This is a genomic window from Propioniciclava sinopodophylli, from assembly GCF_004324755.1.
Classification (GTDB): Bacteria; Actinomycetota; Actinomycetes; order Propionibacteriales; family Propionibacteriaceae; genus Propioniciclava; species Propioniciclava sinopodophylli.
Genome location: NZ_SDMQ01000010.1, coordinates 44,249 through 66,408, shown reverse-complemented (window position 1 = coordinate 66,408; position 22,160 = coordinate 44,249). Strand labels below are relative to the sequence as shown.

Sequence of the window (22,160 nt, the reverse complement as noted above, 5' to 3'; positions counted from 1 at the left end):
TCCCGCCGACCTGCTCGTCGCTGTCCGGCCCGCTCAGATGACGCCCAGGGCCATCATCGCGTCGGCGACGCGGATGAAGCCGGCGATGTTGGCGCCCGTCACGTAATCGCCCGGGCGGCCATACTCCTCGGCCGTCTCGGCGCAGCGCTCGTGGATGCCGACCATGATGTCCTGAAGGCGCTCCTCGGTGTGCTCGAAGCTCCAGGAGTCGCGGGAGGCGTTCTGCTGCATCTCCAGGGCGGAGGTCGCCACACCGCCGGCGTTGGCCGCCTTGCCCGGGGCGAAGCGGACGCCGCCATCGCGGAAGGCGCGGATCGCGTCCGGCGTCGAGGGCATGTTGGCGCCCTCGGCGACCAGCGTGCAGCCGTTCTTGATGAGGGCGCGGGCGCCGCCGATGCTCAGCTCGTTCTGGGTGGCGCAGGGCAGGGCGATGTCGCAGGGGACGTCCCAGATCTGGCCGCCCTCGACGAACCGCGCCGACGAGTTGGCGTCGGCGTACTCGCTGATGCGGCCGCGGCGGACCTCCTTCAGCTCCTGCATCTGGGCCAGGTCGATGCCGCCCTCGTCGACGATGTAGCCGCCGGAGTCGGACATCGCCACGACGGTCGCGCCGAGCTGGTTCAGCTTCTCCAGGGCGTAGATGGCCACGTTGCCCGAGCCGGACACGACGACCTTCTTGCCCTCGAAGCTCTCGTTCGACAGCTTGAGCATCTCGTCGGCGAAGAACACCGTGCCGTAGCCGGTGGCCTCGGTGCGGGCGCGGGAGCCGCCCCACGTGAGGCCCTTGCCGGTGAGCACGCCGGACTCGTAGCGGCCGGTCATGCGCTTGTACTGGCCGAACATGTAGCCGATCTCGCGGCCGCCGACGCCGATGTCACCGGCGGGCACGTCGATGTCGTGGCCGATGTGGCCCGAGAGCTCGGTCATGAACGCCTGGCAGAACCGCATGATCTCGTGGTCGGACTTGCCCTTGGGGTCGAAGTCCGAGCCGCCCTTGCCGCCGCCGATGGGCATACCGGTCAGGGCGTTCTTGAAGATCTGCTCGAAGCCGAGGAACTTGATGATGCCGAGGTACACGCTCGGGTGGAAGCGCAGGCCGCCTTTGTAGGGTCCGAGCGCCGAGTTGAACTGGACGCGGAAGCCGCGGTTGGTGTGCACGCGGCCCTTGTCGTCCTGCCAGTTGACCTTGAAGATGATCTGGCGGTTGGGCTCGCAGATCCGCGGGATGATGCCGTACTCGACGTACTCGGGCCGCTTCTTGACGACCGGGTCCAGGGACTCCAGCACCTCCCGAACCGCCTGGTGGAACTCCGCCTCGCCGGGGTTGCGGCGGACGACGATGTCGAACTCCTCCTGCAGGGTGGGGCTGAGTTCCATGGGGTCTCCTTCGGTTCACGCAACGGCCGGACGGCGGCCCGGCCGGTGTGCAGTCTAGGAGTCGCTGCACAGGGCCGGGCCGCCGTCCCACGATGGGATCCGCTCCCCCCGAGGCCTGAGGTCAGTTGCGGTCGGCCCGGTTGATCGCGCTGATCACGGCCTTCATGGACGCCGTGACGATCGAGCTGTGCCGGCCCACTCCCCACAGCACGCGGGCGTCGTCGCCGTCCCCGACCTCAACCTCGACGTAGGCCGCCGCGAGGGCGTCCCCGCCGGAGCTGAGCGCGTGCTCGGAGTAGTCCAGGACGCGCACGGGGAACCCGGCCGCGCCCAGGGCGTCCACGAACGCGGACAGCGGGCCGTTGCCCTCGCCGCCCGCCGGGCGCTCGACGCCGTTGACGCGCACGACCGCGTCCACGGAGTAGTGGCCGTTGTCGGCCTCCGACTTGTACTGGAGCAGCTCCAGCGGCGTGTGGTCGCCGAAGTACTCCTTCTCGAAGATCTGCCACATCTGCTCGGGGCTGACCTCGCCGCCGGCGGCGTCGGTGTGCTGCTGGACGACCCGGCTGAACTCGATCTGCAGGCGACGCGGCAGGTCCATCTTGTGGTCGTTCTTCATGATGTAGGCCATGCCGCCCTTGCCGGACTGGCTGTTCACGCGGATGACGGCCTCGTAGGTGCGGCCCACGTCGAACGGGTCGATGGGCAGGTAGGGGGCCTCCCACGCGATCTCGTGAGGGGAGACGCCCTCGGAGGCCGCCTTCTTCTCCAGGGCCTCCAGACCCTTCTTGATCGCGTCCTGGTGCGAGCCGGAGAAGGCCGTGTAGACCAGGTCGCCGGCGTAGGGGTGGCGCGGGTGGACAGGCAGGCCGGTGCAGTACTCGACCGTGCGGCGGATCTCGTCCATGTCGGAGAAGTCGATCTTGGGGTCGATGCCCTGGCTGTACAGGTTCATGCCCAGGGTGACCAGGTCCACGTTGCCGGTGCGCTCGCCGTGGCCGAACAGGCAGCCCTCGACGCGGTCGGCGCCGGCCATCATCCCCAGCTCGGACGCCGCCACCGCGGTGCCGCGGTCGTTGTGCGGGTGCAGGGAGACGGCCACGAACTCGCGGTTGCGGATGTTGCGGATGAAGTACTCGATCTGGTCGGCATAGGTGTTGGGAGTGCTCATCTCGACCGTGGCGGGCAGGTTGAAGATGATCTCGCGGTCGGGGCCGGGCTGCCACACGTCGGCGACGGCGTTGCAGACCTCGACGGCGAAGTCGGTCGGGGTCTGGGTGAAGATCTCCGGGCTGTACTGGTAACCGAACTCGGTCTCGCCCAGGAACTGCTCGGCGTACTTCATGACCATCTCGGTGCCGCGGGTGGCCATCGCGATGCACTGGGCCTCGTCGATGCCGAAAACAACGCGGCGGAACATCTCCGCGGTCGCGTTGTACATGTGGATGTTGGCGCGCTTGACGCCGACCAGCGACTCGGCGGTGCGCGAGATCAGGTCCTCGCGCGCCTGGGTCAGCACCGAGATCTGGACGTCGTCGGGGATGCGGTCCTCGACGACCAGGCGGCGGACGAAGTCGAAGTCGGTCTGGGACGCCGACGGGAAGCCGACCTCGATCTCCTTGTAGCCCATGGAGACCAGCAGGTCGAACATCTTCAGCTTGCGGGCCACGGTCATCGGGTCGATCAGGGCCTGGTTGCCGTCACGCAGGTCGGTCGACAGCCAGCGCGGCGCCTGGGTGATCTTCTTGGACGGCCACGTGCGGTCGGGGACGTCCACGGGCTCAAAGGCCTTGTAGCGGTGGAACGGCATCGGGCTGGGCTGCTGGACCGGTACACCGGACTGGACACGGGTACCGAAAGTGGTGCTGGTGGTCATGGTGGTTCCTCACACGAAAAAGGCGGATGGGGGTGCCAGGCGCATGGAGACTCTCCGCAACGAGGAAGCCCGACCGGCTCACCCTCTCCGACGACGGTGAGGAGCCCTAGGCCTCGCTGCGGCGACCAAGAAGCAGGTTCGCCCAAGCCATGGGCGTCACCTTACACCCACCTCCGCGGGCGCCCACGGCGTCCGACACGCGGACGGACGCCACCTCAGTGCGCGGTCGTCGCGACCGTCTCCTCCTCCAGGATGGCGGTCGGCATCAGGGCCGGCAGCACGTCCTGCAGCGTGATGACGCCCAGCTCGTCCTCCCCGCGCGTCACGATGGCCAACTGCGTGCGTGCCTGCCGGATGCGCTTGAGCGCCTCGGCCAGGTGCGTGTCGTGAGGCAGCAGGACCGGCTCGCGGGCGATCTCGCGGGCCGGACGGGTCAGGTCCGGTTCGGCGAGGGTGTCGCGGACGTGCACGACACCCACCGTGCGGCCCCCCTCGCGCAGCAGCACGCGCAGGTGGCGGTGCTGCCGGGTGGCGGCCTGGACGTCAGCCAGCGTGGCGTCGGCCGGTACCCACGCCAGCTCCTGCCCCGGCGGGAGCACGTCGGCGACCGTCTGGTCGCGCAGCGTCAGCACGCTGGTCAGGGACTGGTGGTAGCGCGCGTCCAGGGCCCCCACGTTCGCGGAGTGCTCGACCAGCTGGCGCAGGCCGGCGGCGTCCTGACCGGCCGACAGCTCGTCGACCGGGGTGGCCCCCGCCTTGCGCACCAGCCAGTTGGCGGCGGAGTTCATGGCGACGAGCACCGGGCGCATCACGAACATGAAGGCGCGCATCGGCAGGGCCAGCAGCACCGAGGACTGCTCGGGGTGCGCGATCGCCCACGACTTGGGGGCCATCTCGCCGACCACCAGGTGCAGGAAGGTGACGAAGACCAGCGCGAGCACGAAGGAGGCCACGTCGGCCACGGCCAGCGGGATGCCCCACGCCGCCAGCAGCGGCGTCAGCGCATGGTGCACGGCGGGCTTGGTGATGGCGCCCAGCGCCAGCGTGCAGACGGTGATGCCGAGCTGGGAGCCGGCCAGCACGAGCGTCAGCTCGGCGGAGTTGCGCAGCGCGGCTCGGCCGGCGGCCGACCCCGCGCGCTCCTCGAGGCGGTGCTGCTTCGCGGCCATCAGGGCGAACTCGGCGGCCACGAAGAAGGCGCTCAGCACGATGAGCAGGGCGGTCCAGCCGGCGACGGCCCATCCGCCCATGCCGGTCTCGAGGGGCGTCATGCAGGGTCTCCGTCCGGGAGGCTCACGCGCACACGCGAGGGCACGTGGCGTTCGATGGCGAGCACCTCGATGAGCACCCGCCGGGCGCGGGCATCGCCGTCAAGGGCGAGCTGGGCGGCGGTCGGTTCGAGGTCGAGGGTGACCTGTTCCCCCACCTCAGGCAGGGCGCCGAGGACCTCGATGATCAGGCCGGCGATGGTCTCGTGGTCGCCGGGCGGCATGTCGAGCCCGAGCGCGCGCTCGACCTCGTCGACGTGCACGTCGCCGGCCATGACCCACACGCCGTCGGTCTCGCTCGGCAGGTAGTCGGGGTCGTCGGGGTCGTGCTCGTCGGTCAGCTCACCGACGATCTCCTCGACCAGGTCCTCCAGCGTGACGACGCCGGTGAAGCTGCCGAACTCGTCGACGACGCAGGCCATCTCCTGGCCGGTGTCGCGCAGCTCCTGCTGGGCGTCCGGCAGCGACATGAACTCGGGCAGGATCAGCGCCTCGCGGGCGATGGTGGTGACGGGCTCGTCCGGTCGGTCGGTGGCGTCCAGCACGTCGACGAGCGCGACCACGCCGACGATGCCCTCCTCGGGGTCGAGCACCGGGTAGCGGGTGTGGCCGGTGGCCATCAGCGCGCGGACCTCGGCGATCGTCGCGGTGTCGCGCACGGTGTCGACCGCGACCCGGGGCACCATGGCGTGCTGCACGTCGCGGCGCGGGAAGTCGATGATCCGGTCGATGATGAGGCCCAGTTCCTCCGACAGCGTGCCGTCGCGGCGCGAGGCGTCCACGACGCGCTCGAGGTCGGTGGCCGAGGCCGTGTCCTCGACGTCGTGGACGGGCTCGATGCGCAGGGCGCGCAGCAGCAGCTCGGCGGACTTGTCGAAGATCCAGATCAGCGGGCCGAAGATCGTCAGGTACAGGCGCGTGGACGGAGTGAGCGCGTCGGCCACCTCCGCCGACCTCGCGATCGCGTAGTTCTTGGGGAAGAGTTCGCCGAACAGCATCTGTACCAGCGTGGAGAACACGATGGCGACGATGCCGCCGACGGTGACGGCGATGGCGGTGCTGGCACCACCGCTGACCAGGGAGCCGAGCGCCTGGCCGATCAGCGGCTCGGCCACGTAGCCGACGAGCAGGCCGGTGACGGTGATGCCGAGCTGGGCGCCGGACAGCATGAACGACGTGCGGCGCGTTATCTCGAGGGTCTTGACGGCTCTCTCGTCACCGGCAGCCGCGCGGCTGGCGAGCCGGGAGCGGTCGACCGCCACGTAGGCGAACTCCTGCGCGACGAAGTAGCCGGTGAAGGCCGTGATGAACAGCACCACCACGACGCCGATGCCCAAGGAGACGATCGGCGTCATCGCCCAGCCCCCCAGTGTTCGCGGTCACGTCGCTGACTGGGAGGCTCCGATGGGTCGTGCGGCATGGGCCTCAGTATGTCAGGACTCACAAGGGTCCTCAGAAGCCGAGGCGGTTGAGGTACTTGGGGTCGCGCTGCCAGTCCGGCATCACCTTGACGTGCAGCGACAGGTGCACGGGCATGCCGAGCAGCTCCTTGGCCTGGAGGCGCGCCTCCTGGCCGACCTGCTTGAGGCGCTCGCCGCGGTGGCCGATGAGGATGCCCTTCTGGGACTCCCGCTCGACGACGATGCTGGCGAAGATGTCCATCATCGGCTTGTCGGCTGGGCGGTCGGCGCGCGGGTTCATCTCGTCGATGACGACGGCGATCGAGTGCGGCAGCTCGTCGCTGACGCCCTCCAGCGCGGCCTCGCGGATGAACTCGGCGATGCGCGTCTCGTCGGGCTCGTCGGTGACCTCGCCGTCCGGGAACAGCGGCGGGCCGGGCGGCAGGTGGGCCATGATCTCGTCGACGACGATCTGCACCTGGTCGCCGGTCAGCGCGCTGACGGGGATCACGGCCTCCCAACGGATGCCGAGCTCCTCCTCCAGCGAGGCGATCTTCATCAGGTGCTGGCCGATGCGTTCGCGGCTGACCAGGTCGGTCTTGGTGGCCAGGGCCACCAGCTTCGGACGCCGCGGCAGGGAGGCGATCTCCTTGAGCAGGTACTCGTCGCCGGGGCCGATGCGCTGGCTGCAGGGCAGGCAGACGCCGATGACGTCCACCGTGCCCCACGTCTCGTGGACGAGGTCGTTGAGGCGCTCGCCGAGCAGGGTGCGCGGCCGGTGAAGGCCGGGGGTGTCGACCAGGACGAGTTGGGCGTCCTCGGTGCTGACGATGCCGCGGATGATGCGGCGGGTGGTCTGCGGCTTGGAGGAGGTGATCGCGATCTTCTCCCCGACGATCGCGTTCGTCAGGGTCGACTTGCCGGCGTTGGGGCGTCCGACGAAGCACGCGAAACCGGAGCGGTGGCCCTCCTTGAAGGGAATCGGCCCGGGGGCCGGCGCGCCGGCCTGCCTGAGCAGCGCCAGCTCGGCGGCGTCCAGGCCGCTCGCGTCGTAGTCGGGGTCGCTCATGCGTCCTCCTTGGTCGGGCTGGCCGGGGAGCGCACGTCGAGGCGACGGCGTCCGGACTCGTGGGCGGAGGCGGCCGCCAACTCGACGGTGGCGTCCACGGCCACCTCGGAGTCGGCGGACTCGTCGATCAGGCCGGCGACCACGGTCTGGATGGCGTGGCGGCGACCGGACGCCCGCTCCGCCACCAGCTCGATACCCTCCCACTCGACGACCGAGCCGGGGATCGGGATCTTGTTCAGCTGCTTGGCCATCAGGCCGAGCACGGTGTCGACGTCCTCGTCGTCCACGCGCAGACCGAACAGCTCACCCAGCTCGTCGACGGGCAGGCGGCTGGATACCCGGAAGCGACCGTCGGCGAGGCGGACGTACGGCGGGATCTCCTCGTCGTACTCGTCGACGATCTCGCCGACGATCTCCTCCAGGATGTCCTCGATGGTGGCCAGGCCGGCGGTGCCGCCGAACTCGTCCACGACGATCACGACGTGGCTGCGCGTGAGCTGCATCTCCCTGAGGAGGCCGTCCACGGGCTTGGAGTCGGGGCAGAACGTCGGCGGGCGCATCAGCGACGCCACGGTCTCACTCGACTGCGAGGTCGGGTTGTCGTAGGAGCGGCGGATGAGGTCCTTGAGGTAGAGGATGCCCAGAACGTCGTCGACATCGTTGCCGATGACGGGGATGCGCGAGTAGCCGCTGCGCAGCGCGAGGCTGAGGCCCTGGCGCAGCGTCTTGTCGGCCTCGATCCACACCATCTCGGTGCGGGGCACCATGAGCTCCTTGACGATGGTGTCGCCGAGTTCGAAGACCTGGTGGATCATGCGGCGTTCACCCGCCTCGATGAGGTCGGACGCCTCGGCCATGTCGACCATCTCGCGCAGTTCGGCCTCGGAGGTGAACGGGCCGTCGGTGAACCCCCTGCCGGGCGTGACCAGGTTGCCGAGGATGATCAGCACCTGCGGGATGGGCCCGACCACCGTCGTCAGGGTGGAGATCAGGCCGACGGTGCGCAGGGCGATCGCGTCGGCGTGCTGGCGCCCCAGCGTGCGCGCGGCCACGCCGAGCAGAACGAAGGAGACGATCGTCATGGGCAGGATCGTCCACAGCAGGCGCTCCCACAGGGCGTCGAACCGGCCGAAGACGACGACGCCCACGAGCACGATCGCGGTCACCTCGAGGACCATCCGCAGGAACAGGGCGGTGTTCAGGAAGGGAGCCGGGTCCTGCATGACCTCCAGGAGGCGCTCACCGTTGCGGGCGCCCCTCTTGACGTGCCCCTCCGCGCGGGACTTGCTGAACGACTGGAGGGCGGTCTCCATCGTCGTGACGAACCCCGCCACCAGAACGCACGCGAGGGCGACCCCGAGCAGGATCCACTCAGTCTCTGTCAACGCTTGAAATCACGACTCCTCGTAGGCGACGGCCGCCAGTCTAGCGGGGACACGCCCGTCGGCAGTGGGCGGGGCCCGGCCCCGCTCACGTGCCTCGGGCTGCAGAAGTACAGACCTGTCCTCACGCTGCTGCTCGACAACGTGCTCAACACCCCGGCCACAGCTGGCGCGTGGGGTCGCCGTGCCTGGCACGGCGACCCCATGAGTTACGCGCGCGAGGCGTCCCAGGCGGCGATGATCCGGTCGTTGAGCCCGAACATCACCTTGTGCTCGTCGGGCTCGGCGTGGTCGAAGCCGAGCAGGTGCAGCAGCCCGTGCACCAGCAGGTAGTCGGCCTCCGACTCCGGCGTCCGCCCGTTCTCGGCCGCCTGGGCGGCCGTCACGGTCGGGCACAGGACGATGTCGCCCAGCAGCCCCAGCGGGGGCTCCTCGTCGTCGGAGGGCGGTCGCAGCTCGTCCATCGGGAAGCTGAGCACGTCGGTGGGGCCGGGCAGGTCCATGAAGCGCAGGTGGTAGTCGGCCATGGTCTTCTCGTCGACCAGCAGGATCGACAGCTCGGCCTGCGGGTGGATCCGCAGCTCCTCCATCGCGAAGAGGGCGAGCTGGACGAGGCGCTTCTCGTCGACCTCGACGCCGGACTCGTTGTTGAGGTCGATCATGCGTGGTCCTTCCTGTCCTGGCGCTCTCGCCGGTGCGGCGTGGGCTGGGAGGCGTCGTAGCGGTCGTAGGCGGCGACGATCTTGCCGACCAGCCGGTGGCGGACGACGTCCTGGTTGGTGAGCTGGCAGAAGGCGATGTCGTCCACGCCGTCGAGGATCGACTGCACCTCGCGCAGGCCCGACTTCGTGCCGCCGGGAAGGTCGACCTGCGTGACGTCACCCGTCACGACCATCTTGGAGTTGAAACCCAGGCGGGTCAGGAACATCTTCATCTGCTCCATCGACGTGTTCTGGGCCTCGTCAAGGATGATGAACGCGTCGTTGAGGCTGCGGCCCCGCATGTAGGCCAGTGGCGCCACCTCGATGGTGCCGGCGGTGAGGAGCTTGGGCACCGACTCGGCGTCGACCATGTCGTGCAGGGCGTCGTACAACGGCCGCAGGTAGGGGTCGATCTTGTCGTTCAGCGTGCCGGGCAGGAAGCCGAGCCGCTCGCCGGCCTCGATGGCCGGCCGGGTCAGGATGATCCGGTTGATCTCCTTGGCCTGCAGCGCCTGGACGGCCTTCGCCATGGCGAGGTAGGTCTTGCCGGTGCCGGCCGGGCCGATGCCGAACACGACGGTGTGGGCGTCGATGGCGTCCACGTACCGCTTCTGGTTCAGGGTCTTGGGCCGGATCGTCCTCCCCCGCGACGACAAGATGCTCTGGGTCAGCACCTCGGCCGGGTGCAGTTCGCCGACCTGGCCGGTCATGCCGACGATGCGCTCGACGGCGTCCTCGGTGAGGCCCTGGCCGGTGCGGACGATGGTCACCATCTCGGTGAGCACCTCGGCGCCCTGGGTAACGCCTTCGGGGGTGCCGTCCAGCGTGATCTCGTTGCCGCGGACGTGCACATCGGCGTCCAACGTGCGCTCGAGGATGCGGAGGAAACCGTCACGCGGCCCGACGATGTTCACCATGGGGATGGACGCGGGGATCGTCACGCGTCGGGTCGCGGTGGGACGGGACTCGGTCGACAGGGTCGTGCCTCCAGTGTTCGGGCGGTCCGGGAGGGCCGCCGGGCGTGCTGGCCAGTGTACGCGGCGGGCTGATCAGTCCGTCACTCGACGTCGTCGTCCTCGGGCTCGATGATGTGCATCGCGGCCTCCTCCGCCGATGCCGCTCCCCCGGCGATGCCGACGGAGAACGCGACCGCCTCGTCCGTGGTGTCCGTGCCACCGAGGCCGCCGTTGGCGTCGACGAGGCGTCCGGCCCGAACTGAACCCACCTCGCGGGACTCCCCATCGGGATTCCACGGCGAGTCGTCGGGGGCCGTGGCCTCCGGCTCCTCCTGCTTGACCCTCATGTCGAGGGTCTCGCCCTGCCGCATCTCCTCAGGCGTGTTGCCGTAGCCCTGGGCCGGCGACCAGTGGTCGGGTGCGATGTAGCCCTCGTCGAGCACGTCCTCGACCCCGCGGTCGATGAGCGTGTCCGACTCCTGCAGCTGCTCGACGTTGTCCTCGCCGTCGAAGGACTGGTCCTCGTATCCGTTCTCGCTCATGCCCCGATCCTGCCACCTCCCGATCACCCGCGCGAGGAAAGGCGTGACACCACACGTCGCCGCCATTCGCGGACCGGCTAGCATCCCTGACCGTGACCACACCCCCAGACGACGCAGCCGCCGCCACGGGCGGTCGGGGCAACTACGACGTGGTCGTGGCGGTCTTCGTCGGGCTCCTGCTCATCTCCAACGTCGGGGCCACCAAGCTCATCGAGTTCGGCCCCGACTGGGAGGTCGGCGGCTTCCCCGTCCTGCCGGTCATCACCGACGGTGGCGCGTTCCTGTTCCCGCTCACCTACGTGCTCGGCGACGTGCTGGCCGAGGTCTACGGGCTGCGGAAGGCGCATCGTGCCATCGCGGTCGGGTTCGTGCTGTCGGCCCTGATGAGCGTCACGTTCCTGGCGGTCGGGGCCGCGCCCGCGGCGTCCGACTGGCCGAACCAGGAGGCCTGGGTGACAGTCCTGGGTTTCGTGCCCCGCATCGTGCTGGCCAGCCTGCTCGGCTACCTCGCCGGGCAGCTGCTGAACGCGTGGGTGCTGGTGCGGCTCAAGCGCCACTTCGGCGAGCGCTCGCTGTGGGTGCGGCTGGTCACCTCCACCGTGGTCGGCGAGTTCGTGGACACCTGGATCTTCTGCACGGTCGCGTTCGGCCCGCTGGGCGCGTTCCTGGGCGGCGGCTCGATCCCGCTGCCGCAGTTGGCGAACTACATCGTCGTGGGGTTTGTCTACAAGGTGCTCGTCGAGGTGCTGCTGCTGCCCGTCACCTACCGTGTCATCGCGGCCGTGAAGCGCCGCGAGCCCGACTACGGCTGACCGGACGCCCACCGGCCGAACGGTCCTTGGCCAGCGGCACCAGCGAGCGCGGGTTGAGCGCCACCGCCCACCGCCTCCACCACGGCAGGCCGGCCACGACAGCCTTGCGCGCGGCCATGACGCTCGCCCAGTACCCACCGGACGCCGTGGCGTCCACGTCCCCCGCACCGAAGACGGCCCGGTTGGCGTCGCGCGCCAGATCGAGCGCCTCCGTCCCGCCAATGGCAGCGGCCTGTTCCAGGCGCGTCGCTTGAGCGGGCACCGGACGACCCAGGTCGCGGGCGCGGTCGAGGAACTCGGCCCAGCCATTCGCGACGCGGGTGGACTCAGCGCCACGCGTGCGGCGGCGGAAGCGGCGGACGGCCTTGGCGCCCAGCAGGAACGCGACGACCGCGCCGACGAGCCCCAGCGGGGGGCCGACGACGCGCAGGACGCCGAGCACCGCCTTCCACCAGTCGAACGGCCTGGCCGGCTTCTCCATCTGGTCACCGACCCCGTGGGTGTTGAACAGGGAGTCGAACGAGCCGGGTGGGCGCACCGGGTTCGGCGGCGGCACGTTGGGCGCGTTGCGCTGCTCGAGGCTACGGGGCGGGACGTTGTTGGGTTCCTTGTTGCGGTCGGGCATGAAGGTCTCGGTCGGGATGGTGACCCACCCCTGGCCCTCCAGGCTGACCTCGACCCACGCCTGCACGTGCTGACCCCTGACAACGCCGTCGCCGGGCACCATGGCCCCCATCACGACGCGGGCCGGGTAGCCCAGCCGGTTCAGCGCCAGCGCGTACGTGGCGGCGTAGTGCTCGTCGCTGCCGACGATCTCGGTGCCGAACGTGAGGAGGCGCTTGAGCCCGTGGCCGGGCAGGTACTGCTGCTGGCCGGGCTTGGTGCCGTTGCTCCAGGACCCGTTCTCCCGCATCACGCGAGCGATCTCCTCGGCGCGGCCCCAAGGGTCGCCGGCCGCTGCCGCCATCGTGTCGAAGGTGGGCGCCAGCTGGGCGGTCACACCGTCGGCCACCAGCACGGGCCCGGCGGGTCGGGGCAGCTCGCCGGAGGCAGAGGGCAAGGTCACCGACGTGACCTCGATGCTGTCGCCGGCCCGGAGGAAGTCGGGGACGAGTCCCTGCCCGGTGCCGATGTTGTACCGGACGACGTCCGCGTGCGCCCGCGCGTTCTCACCGGTGAAGCGGATCTGCGTGGCCGGGCCGGGTGCGGGCAGCCACACGGCCAGCTCGCGGGTGGCCGCATACGCGGGCTCAACGGTGATGCGGACGGTGGTGGTCTGCCCCTCGGGCGTGCCCGGGATCGTGGCGCCGACGCGCTGGAACCCGGTGCGGGGGTCGCCGACCACGCCGCCGGAGGCGCTCCACGCGGTGCCGTTCCACTCGTCCAGGACGGCCAGCCGGAGGAAGCTGCCGGAGCTCGCGCCGGCGACCCGCAGCAGCGGCTGCTCGTACAGCGCCTGGGAGTCCGAGGAGTACTTGCGGAAGCCGGCCAGGGGCGAGGGGTAGCGGTCGACGTCGAACGGCGGCTGCACCCACGTGCGGAGCACGGTGCGCGGCGTCCGCTCCGGGCCGGGCATGGCCGCAGACACGCCGACCCCACCCGCCACGGCGACGGCCAGCAGCAGGGAGCCGACCGTCCAGCGCGTGGCCCGGCCCAGGCCGGTGCCGGCCAGCGAGCGCCGGCGCGTGTGCCGGACGAACAGCCAAGCGAAGGCGGCCACGGTCCCGACGGCGCCGACGGCGACGGGGACGCCGGCCTCGTGAGCGCCGAGCAGGATGAGCACGCCCAGCAGCCCCAGGCCTAGAGCGGGCGGCCCCCAGGAGCTGCGGCTGCGTCGCGCGAGCAGGTGGGCGCCGCAGCCGAAGGCGAGCCCGACCAGCCACGGCAGCACCAGGAACGCCGACTCGCCCGGCACGGGCGGCAGGGTCGTCAACAGGTCCTTCCAGCCCTGCACCGCCCCCAGGGCGAGGCCGCCGAGGGTGGCGGGCGTCGGGACGAAACCGGCGACCGTGTCCTCGCGCAGAGCGACCGCCCCGCCCAGGAGCGCGTACACGGCCAGTGTGAGGCCGACGGCGGCGAGCCAGTGCCAGCGCACGACCGTGGTCAGGTGGGCGACGAGCACGCCGAGCAGAACCCCCAACCCGCCCACGGCGAGGAAGGTGCTGGTGCTGAAAGTCGTGCCCCAGACGGCGAGCGCCACCAGGCCGAGCAGCAGCACGAAGGCGGCGTCGGTGAGGTCGGCGGACGAGGGGCGCAGCAGCTGCAACGTCCCGGTGAACGAGGAGGCCGTGTTCGCCTCGGTCCTGCGCGGCTGGACGACCCTCATGCGGTCACACCCCCCGCCAGGACCAGCGGCAGTTCGGCGAGCTCACCGAGGGTGACGACGACGATGCCGGCGCCCTCCTTGTACGACAGCGCGCTGCCGGGGACCACCTGGACGGCGACGAGACGCACCTGGGGCGCCAAGTAGGCGCGGGCGCGCTGCAGCACCTCGAAGGTGGTCAGGGGGCCGGTCACGAGCACCACGGCGCTGACGTCGGGGGCCAGCGTGCCCAGCCGCGAGGTGGCGGCGGGCAACGGCCAGGGGCCAAAGGCGGCGCGGCTGTAAGTGTCCAGCGCGGTGTGCGCGGCCGGCTGCACGGCGGCCTGCTCGCCGCACACGACGGTGGTCTCCATCTCGTCGGCGAGGGCGCGCAGCGTCACCGACGCCCCGCAGGACAGCGCCAGCTCGAACTCGTCGGGGTGCGTGTAGGACGCCTCGTCAACGTCCACGATGACCGCGACGTGCGAGCGGCGCGTGTCGAGGAACTGGCGGACGAGGAAGGTGCCCTGCCCCGACGAGCCCGACACCTTCGCCGAACTGCGCCAGTGGATGTAGCGACGGTCGTCGCCCGGCTCGTACTCGCGCAGGGTGTGGAAGGCGAGATCGCTCATGGACACGTCGTTGCTGGTGACGCCCTCCAGGTCTCGCAGCAGGCCGGCCCCGAGGGTTTCCAGCGCGATCGTGCGCGGGTGCACGAAGAGCTCCAGCCCCTCGCTCCACTCGAGCTCGCGTCGCACCAGCCCGAACGGGTCGCCGCGCTGCGTGCGCACCGGGCCGACCGGGATCACCCCGCGCGCCTGCGTGGGGATCACCAGCACCTCCTCGAAACCGCCCTGCGGGGCCAGCGCGGGCAGCGTGAAGCGCGCGGCGACGTCCCCCACCGGCACCTCGAGGCCGAGCGGCAGCAGCGGCGTCCGGGCGACGTTGGTGACCGCCACGTGCCCGGCCGCCGACTCGCCGGCCACCAGCCGCGCCGGCTCCAGCTCGAGGTCGACCTCCAGCTGGGTGCGCCCGATGAGGAACAGCAGGGACAGCAGCAGCAACAACAGCAGGGCCGCACCGACGATCCGGAACTCCTGCCACCCCAGCACCCAGCCCGCGACCAGCGCGACCACGCCGAACACGGCGACCGTCCAGCCCAGCGTCGACACGCATTCGGTCCCCGCACGGACGGCGTCCGAGGCAGGGCGTACGAGGTCGCCGAGCCACGCCCACCAGCGGCGGACGGTGACGAAGCGTGGGGCGGCGGCGGTGGAACTCAACGGACGCGATCCGCCGGGGCCGCGATGGAGGCGAGCAGGTCGTCGATGACGCGCTCCGCGGACACGCCGGAGAACTGCGCCTCGGCGTTCAGGATCAGCCGGTGGCCCATGACGGGGATGGCCAGTTCCTTGATGTCGTCGGGGATGACGTACTCGCGGCCCTGCGACAGCGCCCATGTCTTGGCGGCGCGGATGAACGCCAGGCAGCCACGCATCGACAGGCCGAGCTTCACGTGCGTGTGGCGGCGCGACTCCTCGGCCAGCGTGCCCACATACTGCAGGACGGCCTCATCGACGTGCACCTGGTTGGCAAACGACGCCATCTGCGAGACGGCCTGCGCGGCGATCACCGGCCGCACGTCGGCGGCCCGGTCGCGGTTCGCCGCCTGGGCCATCAGCTCCACCGCCACGGCCAGGTCGGGGTAGCCCACCGACGTCTTCATCAGGAAGCGGTCCAGCTGCGCCTCCGGCAGGCGGTACGTGCCGGCCTGCTCGATGGGGTTCTGGGTGGCGATGACCATGAACGGGCGGCCCACCGGGTGCGGTTCGCCGTCGACGGTGACCCGCGACTCCTCCATGACCTCCAGCAGCGCCGACTGGGTCTTCGGCGAGGCGCGGTTGATCTCGTCGGCCAGCACGACGGTGGCGAAGATCGGGCCCTTGTGGAACTCGAACGTCTGCTTGTGCTGGTCGTAGACCGTGACGCCGATCAGGTCGCTGGGCAGCAGGTCGGGCGTGAACTGGATGCGGTGGTGCGTGCCCTGCACGGTCGCCGCCAGCGCCTTGGCCAGCACGGTCTTGCCTGTGCCGGGGTTGTCCTCCAGCAGGAGGTGGCCCTCGGACAGCATGCAGGTCAGCGCGAGTCGGATCACCTTCTCCTTGCCACGGATGGCCAGGCCCACGTTCGCGACCAGCTGGTCGAACGTGGAGGAGAACCAGGTGGCCTGGTCGGGGGAAATGCTCATCGTGTTCCTCTCGTTGTCGTGCGGGTCACCACTTGGCCGATCCCTTCGCTTCGCCGCAATCGACGGTGACGGTGGTGTCGTGTCCCAGGAACTTCCTGGTCTGGTCACGCACATTGCCGGTGTAGCGCTCGGGTGAGGCCCACGTGTAGCCGGGGTAGGAGACGGTGCAGGAGTAGCTCTGGCCCCCGAACCCCGACGTCGTGATGCCGATGTAGTAGCAGGCCCCGCCCCCGTAGTAAGCGCAGTCCTCGCCGGTCGCCCGTGCGCCCTTCCACACCGACACGGTCTTCGGCGGCGGGGGTGGCGGCGGGGGCGGGGGCGGCGGCGGGTCGGTCGTCACCGTCCGGGACGCCGACGTGGCCGTGCGTCCGCCTGCCGGGTCGGACAGGCGCGCGGTGATGGTGACGGTCCTGCTGTGGCCCACCGTACGGGTGGTCGGGCCCAGGGCGAGGTTGCCCGCGCCCTGGGTGCTCGGGGTACCGACCGAGTCGTTGACCGACAGGGTCGCCGTCCGGCCGTTGCCGTTGCCGGACGCCGACCAGGTGAACCTGTCGCCGGACGCGCTGGCCGTCAACGTCGGGTCGCCCAGCGGCCCGTACGGGGTCGCGGTCACCGTCGAGGAGGTGCTGCAGGCCCCGCCCTCGTTGCAGACGCGCAGCTGCATGCCGTAGGCCTGTCCGTTGGACAACCCGCCGATCAGCACGCCGGAGAAGCTGGTCGGCTGCGTACCGCTGCCCGCGGCCATCGTCCGCGTCCCTCCCGCGCCGATCAGCGTGACCGTGGACGAGCCGCCGCGCGACGGCGGGACGGTGTAGGTCAGGGACAGCTGGCCGTTGGAGCCGGTCGGCCTGGCCGTCCAGCTGCCCCAGGCGGCGGGCTTGCCTGTGGCCCGGAACGTCCTGTTGACCGCCGTCGAGGTGTGCGACGGCCCGCCGGTGGCGTTGGTCGCGGTCACCGCGTAGGTGTAGGTCGACCCGTCGTAGGTCACACTGTCGGCCACCGAGGTGCCGGTCAACCCGCTCCAGGTGCGCGACCCGGCCGAGCCGCCCGAACGGGTCAGCGTGTACGTGACCGGGCGCGGGCCCTGCGGGTCGGCGGCCACCCACGACACCGTCACCTGCGCCGACGAGCCGAGGTCGCTGGCGGCCACGTTGAGCGAGGACATCCGGGGGCGCCCGGATGACTGGCCGGTCGTGCTCGTCGGCTGCTGGCTGACGCCGGCCGCGTTGCGGGCCACGATCGTGAACGTGTAGGTGGCGTTGTTGTTGAGCCCGCGCACGGTCGCGGATGTCGCCGTGCCCGGGGCCTCGATGGTCTGGCCGCCGTAGGTGATCAGGTAACGCTGGACGGCCGAGCCCTCGTTGATCGCCGGGGCCCAGTTCAGCACGAGCGACCCGTCACTCGGGGTGCCCGCGCTGAACGACGGCACGCGCCCGGGGATCTCGTCGGGGGTCACGCTGGGCCCGGCGTCGCTCCACTCGGACCAACCGGCCTTGTTCTCCGCGCGCACCCGGAAGTTGACCGGCGTGCCGTTCTCCAAGCCGGTGATGTCGCAGCGAGTGGCGCGGCCGCAGTCGACCGTCCGGCCACCGCCCTCCACCTCGAAGCGGGTGATGGGCGCGCCGTTGTCCGCCCCCGGCGTCCAGGACACCGAGGCGGACTTGCTGCGTAGCTGCATGAGCGGCTGCGGGGGCGTAGGCCTGTCGGGCACGCCGTAGACGGTGACGCTGAGGTTGGCGGTGACGTGCCGGTCGGTCCGTCGCACGTCCTCGACGTCGGTGGCCACCACGCGGAACGTCAGGACGCCGGAGGTGTCTCCGCCGGGCGTGATCGTGAAGCGGGCCCCGTCGGCGCGGGCGGTCGCCGGCATGCCGCCGACCTGCTCGATGCTGACCACGCGCGGGCGCGGGTTGCGCAGCGGGGAGCTGAGCTGGATCTGTTGGGAGACCTCGGTGCCCTGCTTCACGTCGGTGATGTCGCGCACCACCAGGCTCGGCCGCGGCGCGGCGACGACCTGGACGTTGATCTCCTGCGGGATGGCCTGGGTGCCCTCCACGCCGATGCGCAGCACGCCGGTCGTGCCGGGCACCGCGTTGGAGCCGGCGACGATGCTGACGACGCCCTCGCCGCCGCTGGCCTGCACGTCGGGAAGCCCGCCGGACAGCTGGGCGCTGTACGGCAGGGTGGCCGCCGCCCCGGGCGTCGGCGTCCAGACGCTGCAGATGGCGTCCACACGAAGGTTGATGGGGGCGCCGCCCTGCACGAGGCGTTGCGTGCTCGGCGGGCAGCGCAGCACCGGCGTGTCCGCGCCGACCTGCACCGGGATGGAGATCAGCGTCGGGCGGATGCCGGGCTCGTCGGGCTCGCCGTCGATGACCTCGAAGGTGACCGAGGCCGGGCCCGAGTAGTTGTCGGTGGAGGTCAACGTGAGCCGGTCGACGCTCTCGGCGGCGACCGTGAGTTGGGCCGGCGACGCGCCGAGCGATTCGGCGACCGTGATCCGCACCGGCGCCTTGCGGGGCGATTCGACGTAGTCGGCCAGGTTGAAGCTGTGGGTGCTGTTCGGCGCCATCTCGATGAGGCCGCCGGGCTTGAGGAACGGCAGCCCAGCGCCGGCGGCCGGCACGAACATGACCGCGGAGGAGGTGGCGCCTGTCGCGTCGGTCACCTCGAAGGAGATGACCTGCGCGCGCTCGGCCAGCGGCACCGCGATGCGGGCGCCCGTGACCGTGGCCTCCGGGTGGCTGACCCGGCTGATGCGCAGCTCGGAATTGGGGCCGTCCGGATCCCACGCCCGCTCCAGGACGTCGGCCGACGCCGTGGTTCCGGAGGCCTCGGCGACCGTGTCGTAGAGGCGCGGCGGGTTGAGGTAGCCCGGCTGCGAGCGGATCGTCACCTGGGCGGCGGGCCCGACGCCGCCGGAGGACTCCAGCGCGTAGGCGAACTGGACCGGCGCGCCGTCGCGCGCGGGCGTCCGGGCGGTGATGGGGCCGCGGGCGCCGCCCAGTTCGATACCTGCGGGCACGCCGTTGCCCATCTGCTCGAAGGGGACGATCGTGGCGCGGTCGGTGTCGTCGACCAGGTCGTTGGTGATGGGGAACAGCTGCACGTCGGTGTTCGGCTCGGCCGTGACCACGTCCGCGACCGCCACGGGCGGCTGCACGTCGCCCGGAGCGGCGATCGCCACGCGGACCACGCCGGACTCGGTGGCGCCGAAGGCGTCCGTCACCACATAGCGGAAGCTGTCGGTGCCGCCGTTGTCGTGGTGCGGGTAGGCCTGGTAGGTGATCGCGTTCGGCGTGAAGCCCAGCACGCGGCCCTTCGTCGGCGGTGAGGCGAGTCCCAGGACGGTGACGGTGTCGCCGTCAGGGTCCTGGCCCCACGGCTGGATCGGGATCTCGATGGTCTGGCCCGAGCTGGCGCGCGCCTCGAGGTTCTGCGGCGCCGGAGCCCGGTTGGGCGATTCCTCGGTGGGCAGAGGGTTCACCGTGATCGTGACCACGCCGGTCTGCGGCGTGCCGCCGGCCACCGACGCCTGATACTCGACGCGGAGCTCCTGGGGCCCGGCCACCGTCTGGGGCGCGACATAGCGCACCTGGTCGTCCACGACGTAGGCCTGGCCCATGTCTGGCGGATCCTGCCCCACGGGTAGGTTCGGATCGATCACCCGCAGCTGGCCCGCGGGCAGGCCCGGGGTGTTGCGGTCGATGACCAGTTCCTGCCCCGAGGTGGAGGTGTCGTTGGCGAGCACGTCGACCAGCACGGTGTCGCCGGCCCGGACGGTGCCGAAATCGTCGTGGATGATCGCCTCGTCGACCCGTGGGTCGGGCAGCTGCGTCACCGTGATCGTGCCCTCGACGGGCGCGGACAGGCCGTTGGTGATCGTGTACCGGATCACCTTGGGGTTGGGGTCCAGACGGTCGGTGCGCGGGATGATCCGCACCCAGCGGCCCCTGAGCACCGCCACCTGCAGCTGGCCGCCGTCGTCGCCGGCGTCCGCCTCGACGGCGGACTGCACCACGAGCATGTGGCCCGACGGGTCGGCGTCGTTGGCGAGCACGTCGACCATGGCCGGCGCCGTGCCGCGCACCGTCACGTGGTCGGGAGACGCTGTGGGTGTCGTCGGTCCCGCCTCGGCCACGTCGACGCGGATGCTGCCCTGGGCGAACTTGGCGGCGCCGAACTTGGCGGTGTACTCGAGGAAGTAGGTGCGCGCCTCGCGGGCTGTGACCAGCACCTCGCCGGACTTGAGGTCGGTCTCGACCTCCAGCCCGTCCACCGCCTGGATGCGGGAGGCGAGCTCGAGGGTGGCGCGCGGGTTCAGCGGGTCGGCGCCGGGAATGTCGTTGCCCAGCGGCCGGACGAGGATGGGGCGCCCCACCTCGCCGCGCACGGCGTCCGGCTCGGTGATGGGCGCGTCGCCGTTGGTGGCGTCGAAGGCGAGCACCTTGACGTTCATCGTCGCCTGCTGCGCCGGGGAGCGGCCGTCGGACACCTCGTGAGCAAGCGGCACGATCGTCGGCTCTGAGACGCGGGGCGCGGTGAAGGTCAGGCGCCCGTCGGTCGTGGTGCCGACCTTGTGGCCCGTGGCCGTCACGGTGTCGATCGCGACCGGGTCGCCGTCGTCGTCGCGCCAGTCGCCCAGCGCGGGCAGGACGAGGGTGCCCCACGAGGCGACCGAGAACGTGCGCGGCTCGGCGCCGTCGCGCAGGCGGGGCGCGCTGTTCTCGGAGTTCGACCGGACGTCGACGTCGACGCGGGCGGTGGCGGTGCCGGAGCCGTTGCTGATCGTGTAGTGGAACGACGTGTCCTGGGCGCCCTCGGGCAGGGTGACGAGCACGGTCTGGCCATCGGGCGCGATGGACGCCGACGCTCCCCCGCCGGGCTGGGTCACGTCGACCACGGCGAGGATGCGGCCGACCTGGTCGGCGTCATTGTCGAGCACGTGCGCGACGGTGGTGCGCCCGGGGCGGGCGCCGACGACGTCGGGCGCGGCGTGGGGCGGGAGGTCGTCGCGGGCGCGGCTCTCCTTGTTGGGGTCGCCCTGGTCGGAGCTCTCCTGCGGCTGCGTCTCGTCCCAGTTCTGGACGTAGCGCTGCTCCTCGAAGGAGTAGATCTTGCCGTCGCTGGTGTCGTTCAGGACGATCTGGCCGTGGTTGGTCCGAAAGGCGGGCGTCTTCAGCGCCATACCTTCGGCACCCGGCTCCGCGCTGGCCGGGACGCCGTCGCACGAGCGGACGACGGTGCCGGGCTCCCCCGGCCACGCGGCAAAGGTGCAGCCGGCCAGCACCGCGGGGCGCGCCGGCGCCGCCCCGTTGCCGACGGCGAGCTGGGTGGCCTCGCGCCCGATGCCGAGCAGCACCTGGCTGGTGGCCACGGCGACCGTCGGCGTAGCGGCCGAGGCGCCCTGGAGGCGCGCCTGCGGGTCGCTGCCGAGGTCGTGCTCCTGGCCGTTGGGCAGCGTAAGGAGGCCGGCCTGCGCGTCCAGGACCGCGTGGTCGGCGCCCACGGCGGCCACCTGGACCGACGCGCGCTCGGGGCCGTCGCGGTACTCGGGCTCGGCGAAGCCGTCCTCGTCCGGGCGGATGATGGCCGTCTTGCCGCTGGTGGAGACGACGTGGATCACGCCGTCGAGGCCGATGGAAAGGTCGCCCGCCTGGCCGGCGACGACGCCGTCGGGCGCGCGGCCCACGTCCGCGACGGGCTTCTGGCTCGCCTCGAGTCGCGGGACGTCGATGGAGGGGGCGTCCGGGTCGTACCGGACGGCCCACACCTTGCCGCTGGCGGGGTCGAGCACCGCCGCGCTGCCGGCCCGCAGGTCGAGGGGGAACGCCGGGTCGATGGTTCCGCCACGGTCGGTGCGGTGGGCGACCCCGGCCACGTCGAGCGACGTGACGCGGCCGGAGCGCATGTCGCGGGCGATCACCGCGGAGGCGTCCTGGGTGATGTCCAGGGCGAAGCTGGTGGCACCCTGCGCGCCGCCGGCGGGGCCGAGCAGGCCGTCGAGCGACTCGGCCGACTTGTTCAGCCGCCCGAACAACGCTTCGGCGTCGTTGGTGACCCAGATGCCGGAGTCGTTGAGGTGAAGCTTGCGCACCGGAAACCCGGGCGCGATCGCGGCGAACACCATGAGCACCGCGAGGGCGAGCGTCACGAGGGCGCCCGGGAGGAGGGCGGGGGTGCGTCGCATCAGGGTGGGTGCCTTCATGGTGGGGTGAGAAACTCCT

14 protein-coding genes are annotated in these 22,160 nt (G+C 71.2%); 1 reads left to right on the top strand and 13 read right to left on the bottom strand.

The annotated features are described in order from the left end of the window. Positions 1–33 precede the first annotated feature (33 nt). The 9 genes from gdhA to ET989_RS10570 form a co-directional block, all read right to left on the bottom strand. Positions 34–1,377 (bottom strand): NADP-specific glutamate dehydrogenase, encoded by a 1,344-nt coding sequence (gene gdhA, locus ET989_RS10610; protein WP_131168742.1) that lies wholly within the window; start codon positions 1,375–1,377, stop codon positions 34–36. A 121-nt stretch (positions 1,378–1,498) separates the two neighbouring features. Next, positions 1,499–3,253 (bottom strand): 2-isopropylmalate synthase, encoded by a 1,755-nt coding sequence (gene leuA / locus ET989_RS10605; protein WP_131168740.1) that lies wholly within the window; start codon positions 3,251–3,253, stop codon positions 1,499–1,501. A gap of 215 nt (positions 3,254–3,468) precedes the next feature. Then, the gene (locus ET989_RS10600) at positions 3,469–4,524 is read right to left on the bottom strand and encodes a hemolysin family protein (RefSeq protein ID WP_241656311.1); all 1,056 of its coding nucleotides are present in this window, start codon (positions 4,522–4,524) and stop codon (positions 3,469–3,471) included. Continuing rightward, positions 4,521–5,876 carry a hemolysin family protein gene (locus ET989_RS10595; protein ID WP_131168738.1) on the bottom strand — a complete coding sequence of 452 codons (1,356 nt, stop codon included), beginning with the start codon at positions 5,874–5,876 and terminating at the stop codon, positions 4,521–4,523. Before ET989_RS10595 ends, ET989_RS10600 begins: the two co-directional genes overlap by 4 nt. A 97-nt stretch (positions 5,877–5,973) precedes the next feature. Further along, positions 5,974–6,990 carry a GTPase Era gene (gene era, locus ET989_RS10590; RefSeq protein ID WP_131168736.1) on the bottom strand — a complete coding sequence of 339 codons (1,017 nt, stop codon included), beginning with the start codon at positions 6,988–6,990 and terminating at the stop codon, positions 5,974–5,976. Further along, positions 6,987–8,375 carry a hemolysin family protein gene (locus ET989_RS10585; protein WP_131168734.1) on the bottom strand — a complete coding sequence of 463 codons (1,389 nt, stop codon included), beginning with the start codon at positions 8,373–8,375 and terminating at the stop codon, positions 6,987–6,989. Before ET989_RS10585 ends, era begins: the two co-directional genes overlap by 4 nt. A gap of 206 nt (positions 8,376–8,581) precedes the next feature. Continuing rightward, positions 8,582–9,034: an rRNA maturation RNase YbeY gene (gene ybeY / locus ET989_RS10580; RefSeq protein ID WP_131168732.1), complete on the bottom strand. Its 453-nt coding sequence runs from the start codon at positions 9,032–9,034 to the stop codon at positions 8,582–8,584. Further along, entirely contained in the window at positions 9,031–9,990 is a 960-nt protein-coding gene (locus ET989_RS10575) for a PhoH family protein (protein WP_131168854.1), read from the bottom strand. Before ET989_RS10575 ends, ybeY begins: the two co-directional genes overlap by 4 nt. A gap of 140 nt (positions 9,991–10,130) precedes the next feature. Continuing rightward, positions 10,131–10,571, bottom strand: coding sequence for a DUF5709 domain-containing protein (locus ET989_RS10570; RefSeq protein WP_131168730.1), 441 nt, complete (start codon positions 10,569–10,571; stop codon positions 10,131–10,133). A gap of 92 nt (positions 10,572–10,663) precedes the next feature. Here ET989_RS10570 and ET989_RS10565 point away from each other — a divergent pair, with 92 nt between their 5' ends. Next, positions 10,664–11,383: a queuosine precursor transporter gene (locus tag ET989_RS10565; RefSeq protein WP_131168727.1), complete on the top strand. Its 720-nt coding sequence runs from the start codon at positions 10,664–10,666 to the stop codon at positions 11,381–11,383. Here ET989_RS10565 and ET989_RS10560 read toward each other — a convergent pair. The 4 genes from ET989_RS10560 to ET989_RS10545 are packed head-to-tail and all read right to left on the bottom strand — an operon-like array spanning position 11,343 to position 22,141. Next, a complete protein-coding gene (locus ET989_RS10560; protein WP_131168725.1) occupies positions 11,343–13,709 on the bottom strand; it encodes a transglutaminase domain-containing protein in 2,367 nt (788 codons plus the stop codon). The genes ET989_RS10565 and ET989_RS10560 overlap by 41 nt on opposite strands. Next, on the bottom strand, positions 13,706–14,968 hold the full coding sequence (locus ET989_RS10555; protein ID WP_131168723.1) for a DUF58 domain-containing protein: 1,263 nt from the start codon (positions 14,966–14,968) through the stop codon (positions 13,706–13,708). The genes ET989_RS10560 and ET989_RS10555 overlap by 4 nt, the downstream gene beginning before the upstream one ends. After that, positions 14,965–15,933, bottom strand: a complete 969-nt coding sequence (locus ET989_RS10550) for an AAA family ATPase (RefSeq protein ID WP_131168721.1) — start codon at positions 15,931–15,933, stop codon at positions 14,965–14,967. Before ET989_RS10550 ends, ET989_RS10555 begins: the two co-directional genes overlap by 4 nt. A gap of 25 nt (positions 15,934–15,958) precedes the next feature. Then, on the bottom strand, positions 15,959–22,141 hold the full coding sequence (locus ET989_RS10545; RefSeq protein WP_131168719.1) for an Ig-like domain-containing protein: 6,183 nt from the start codon (positions 22,139–22,141) through the stop codon (positions 15,959–15,961). Positions 22,142–22,160: the final 19 nt, after the last annotated feature.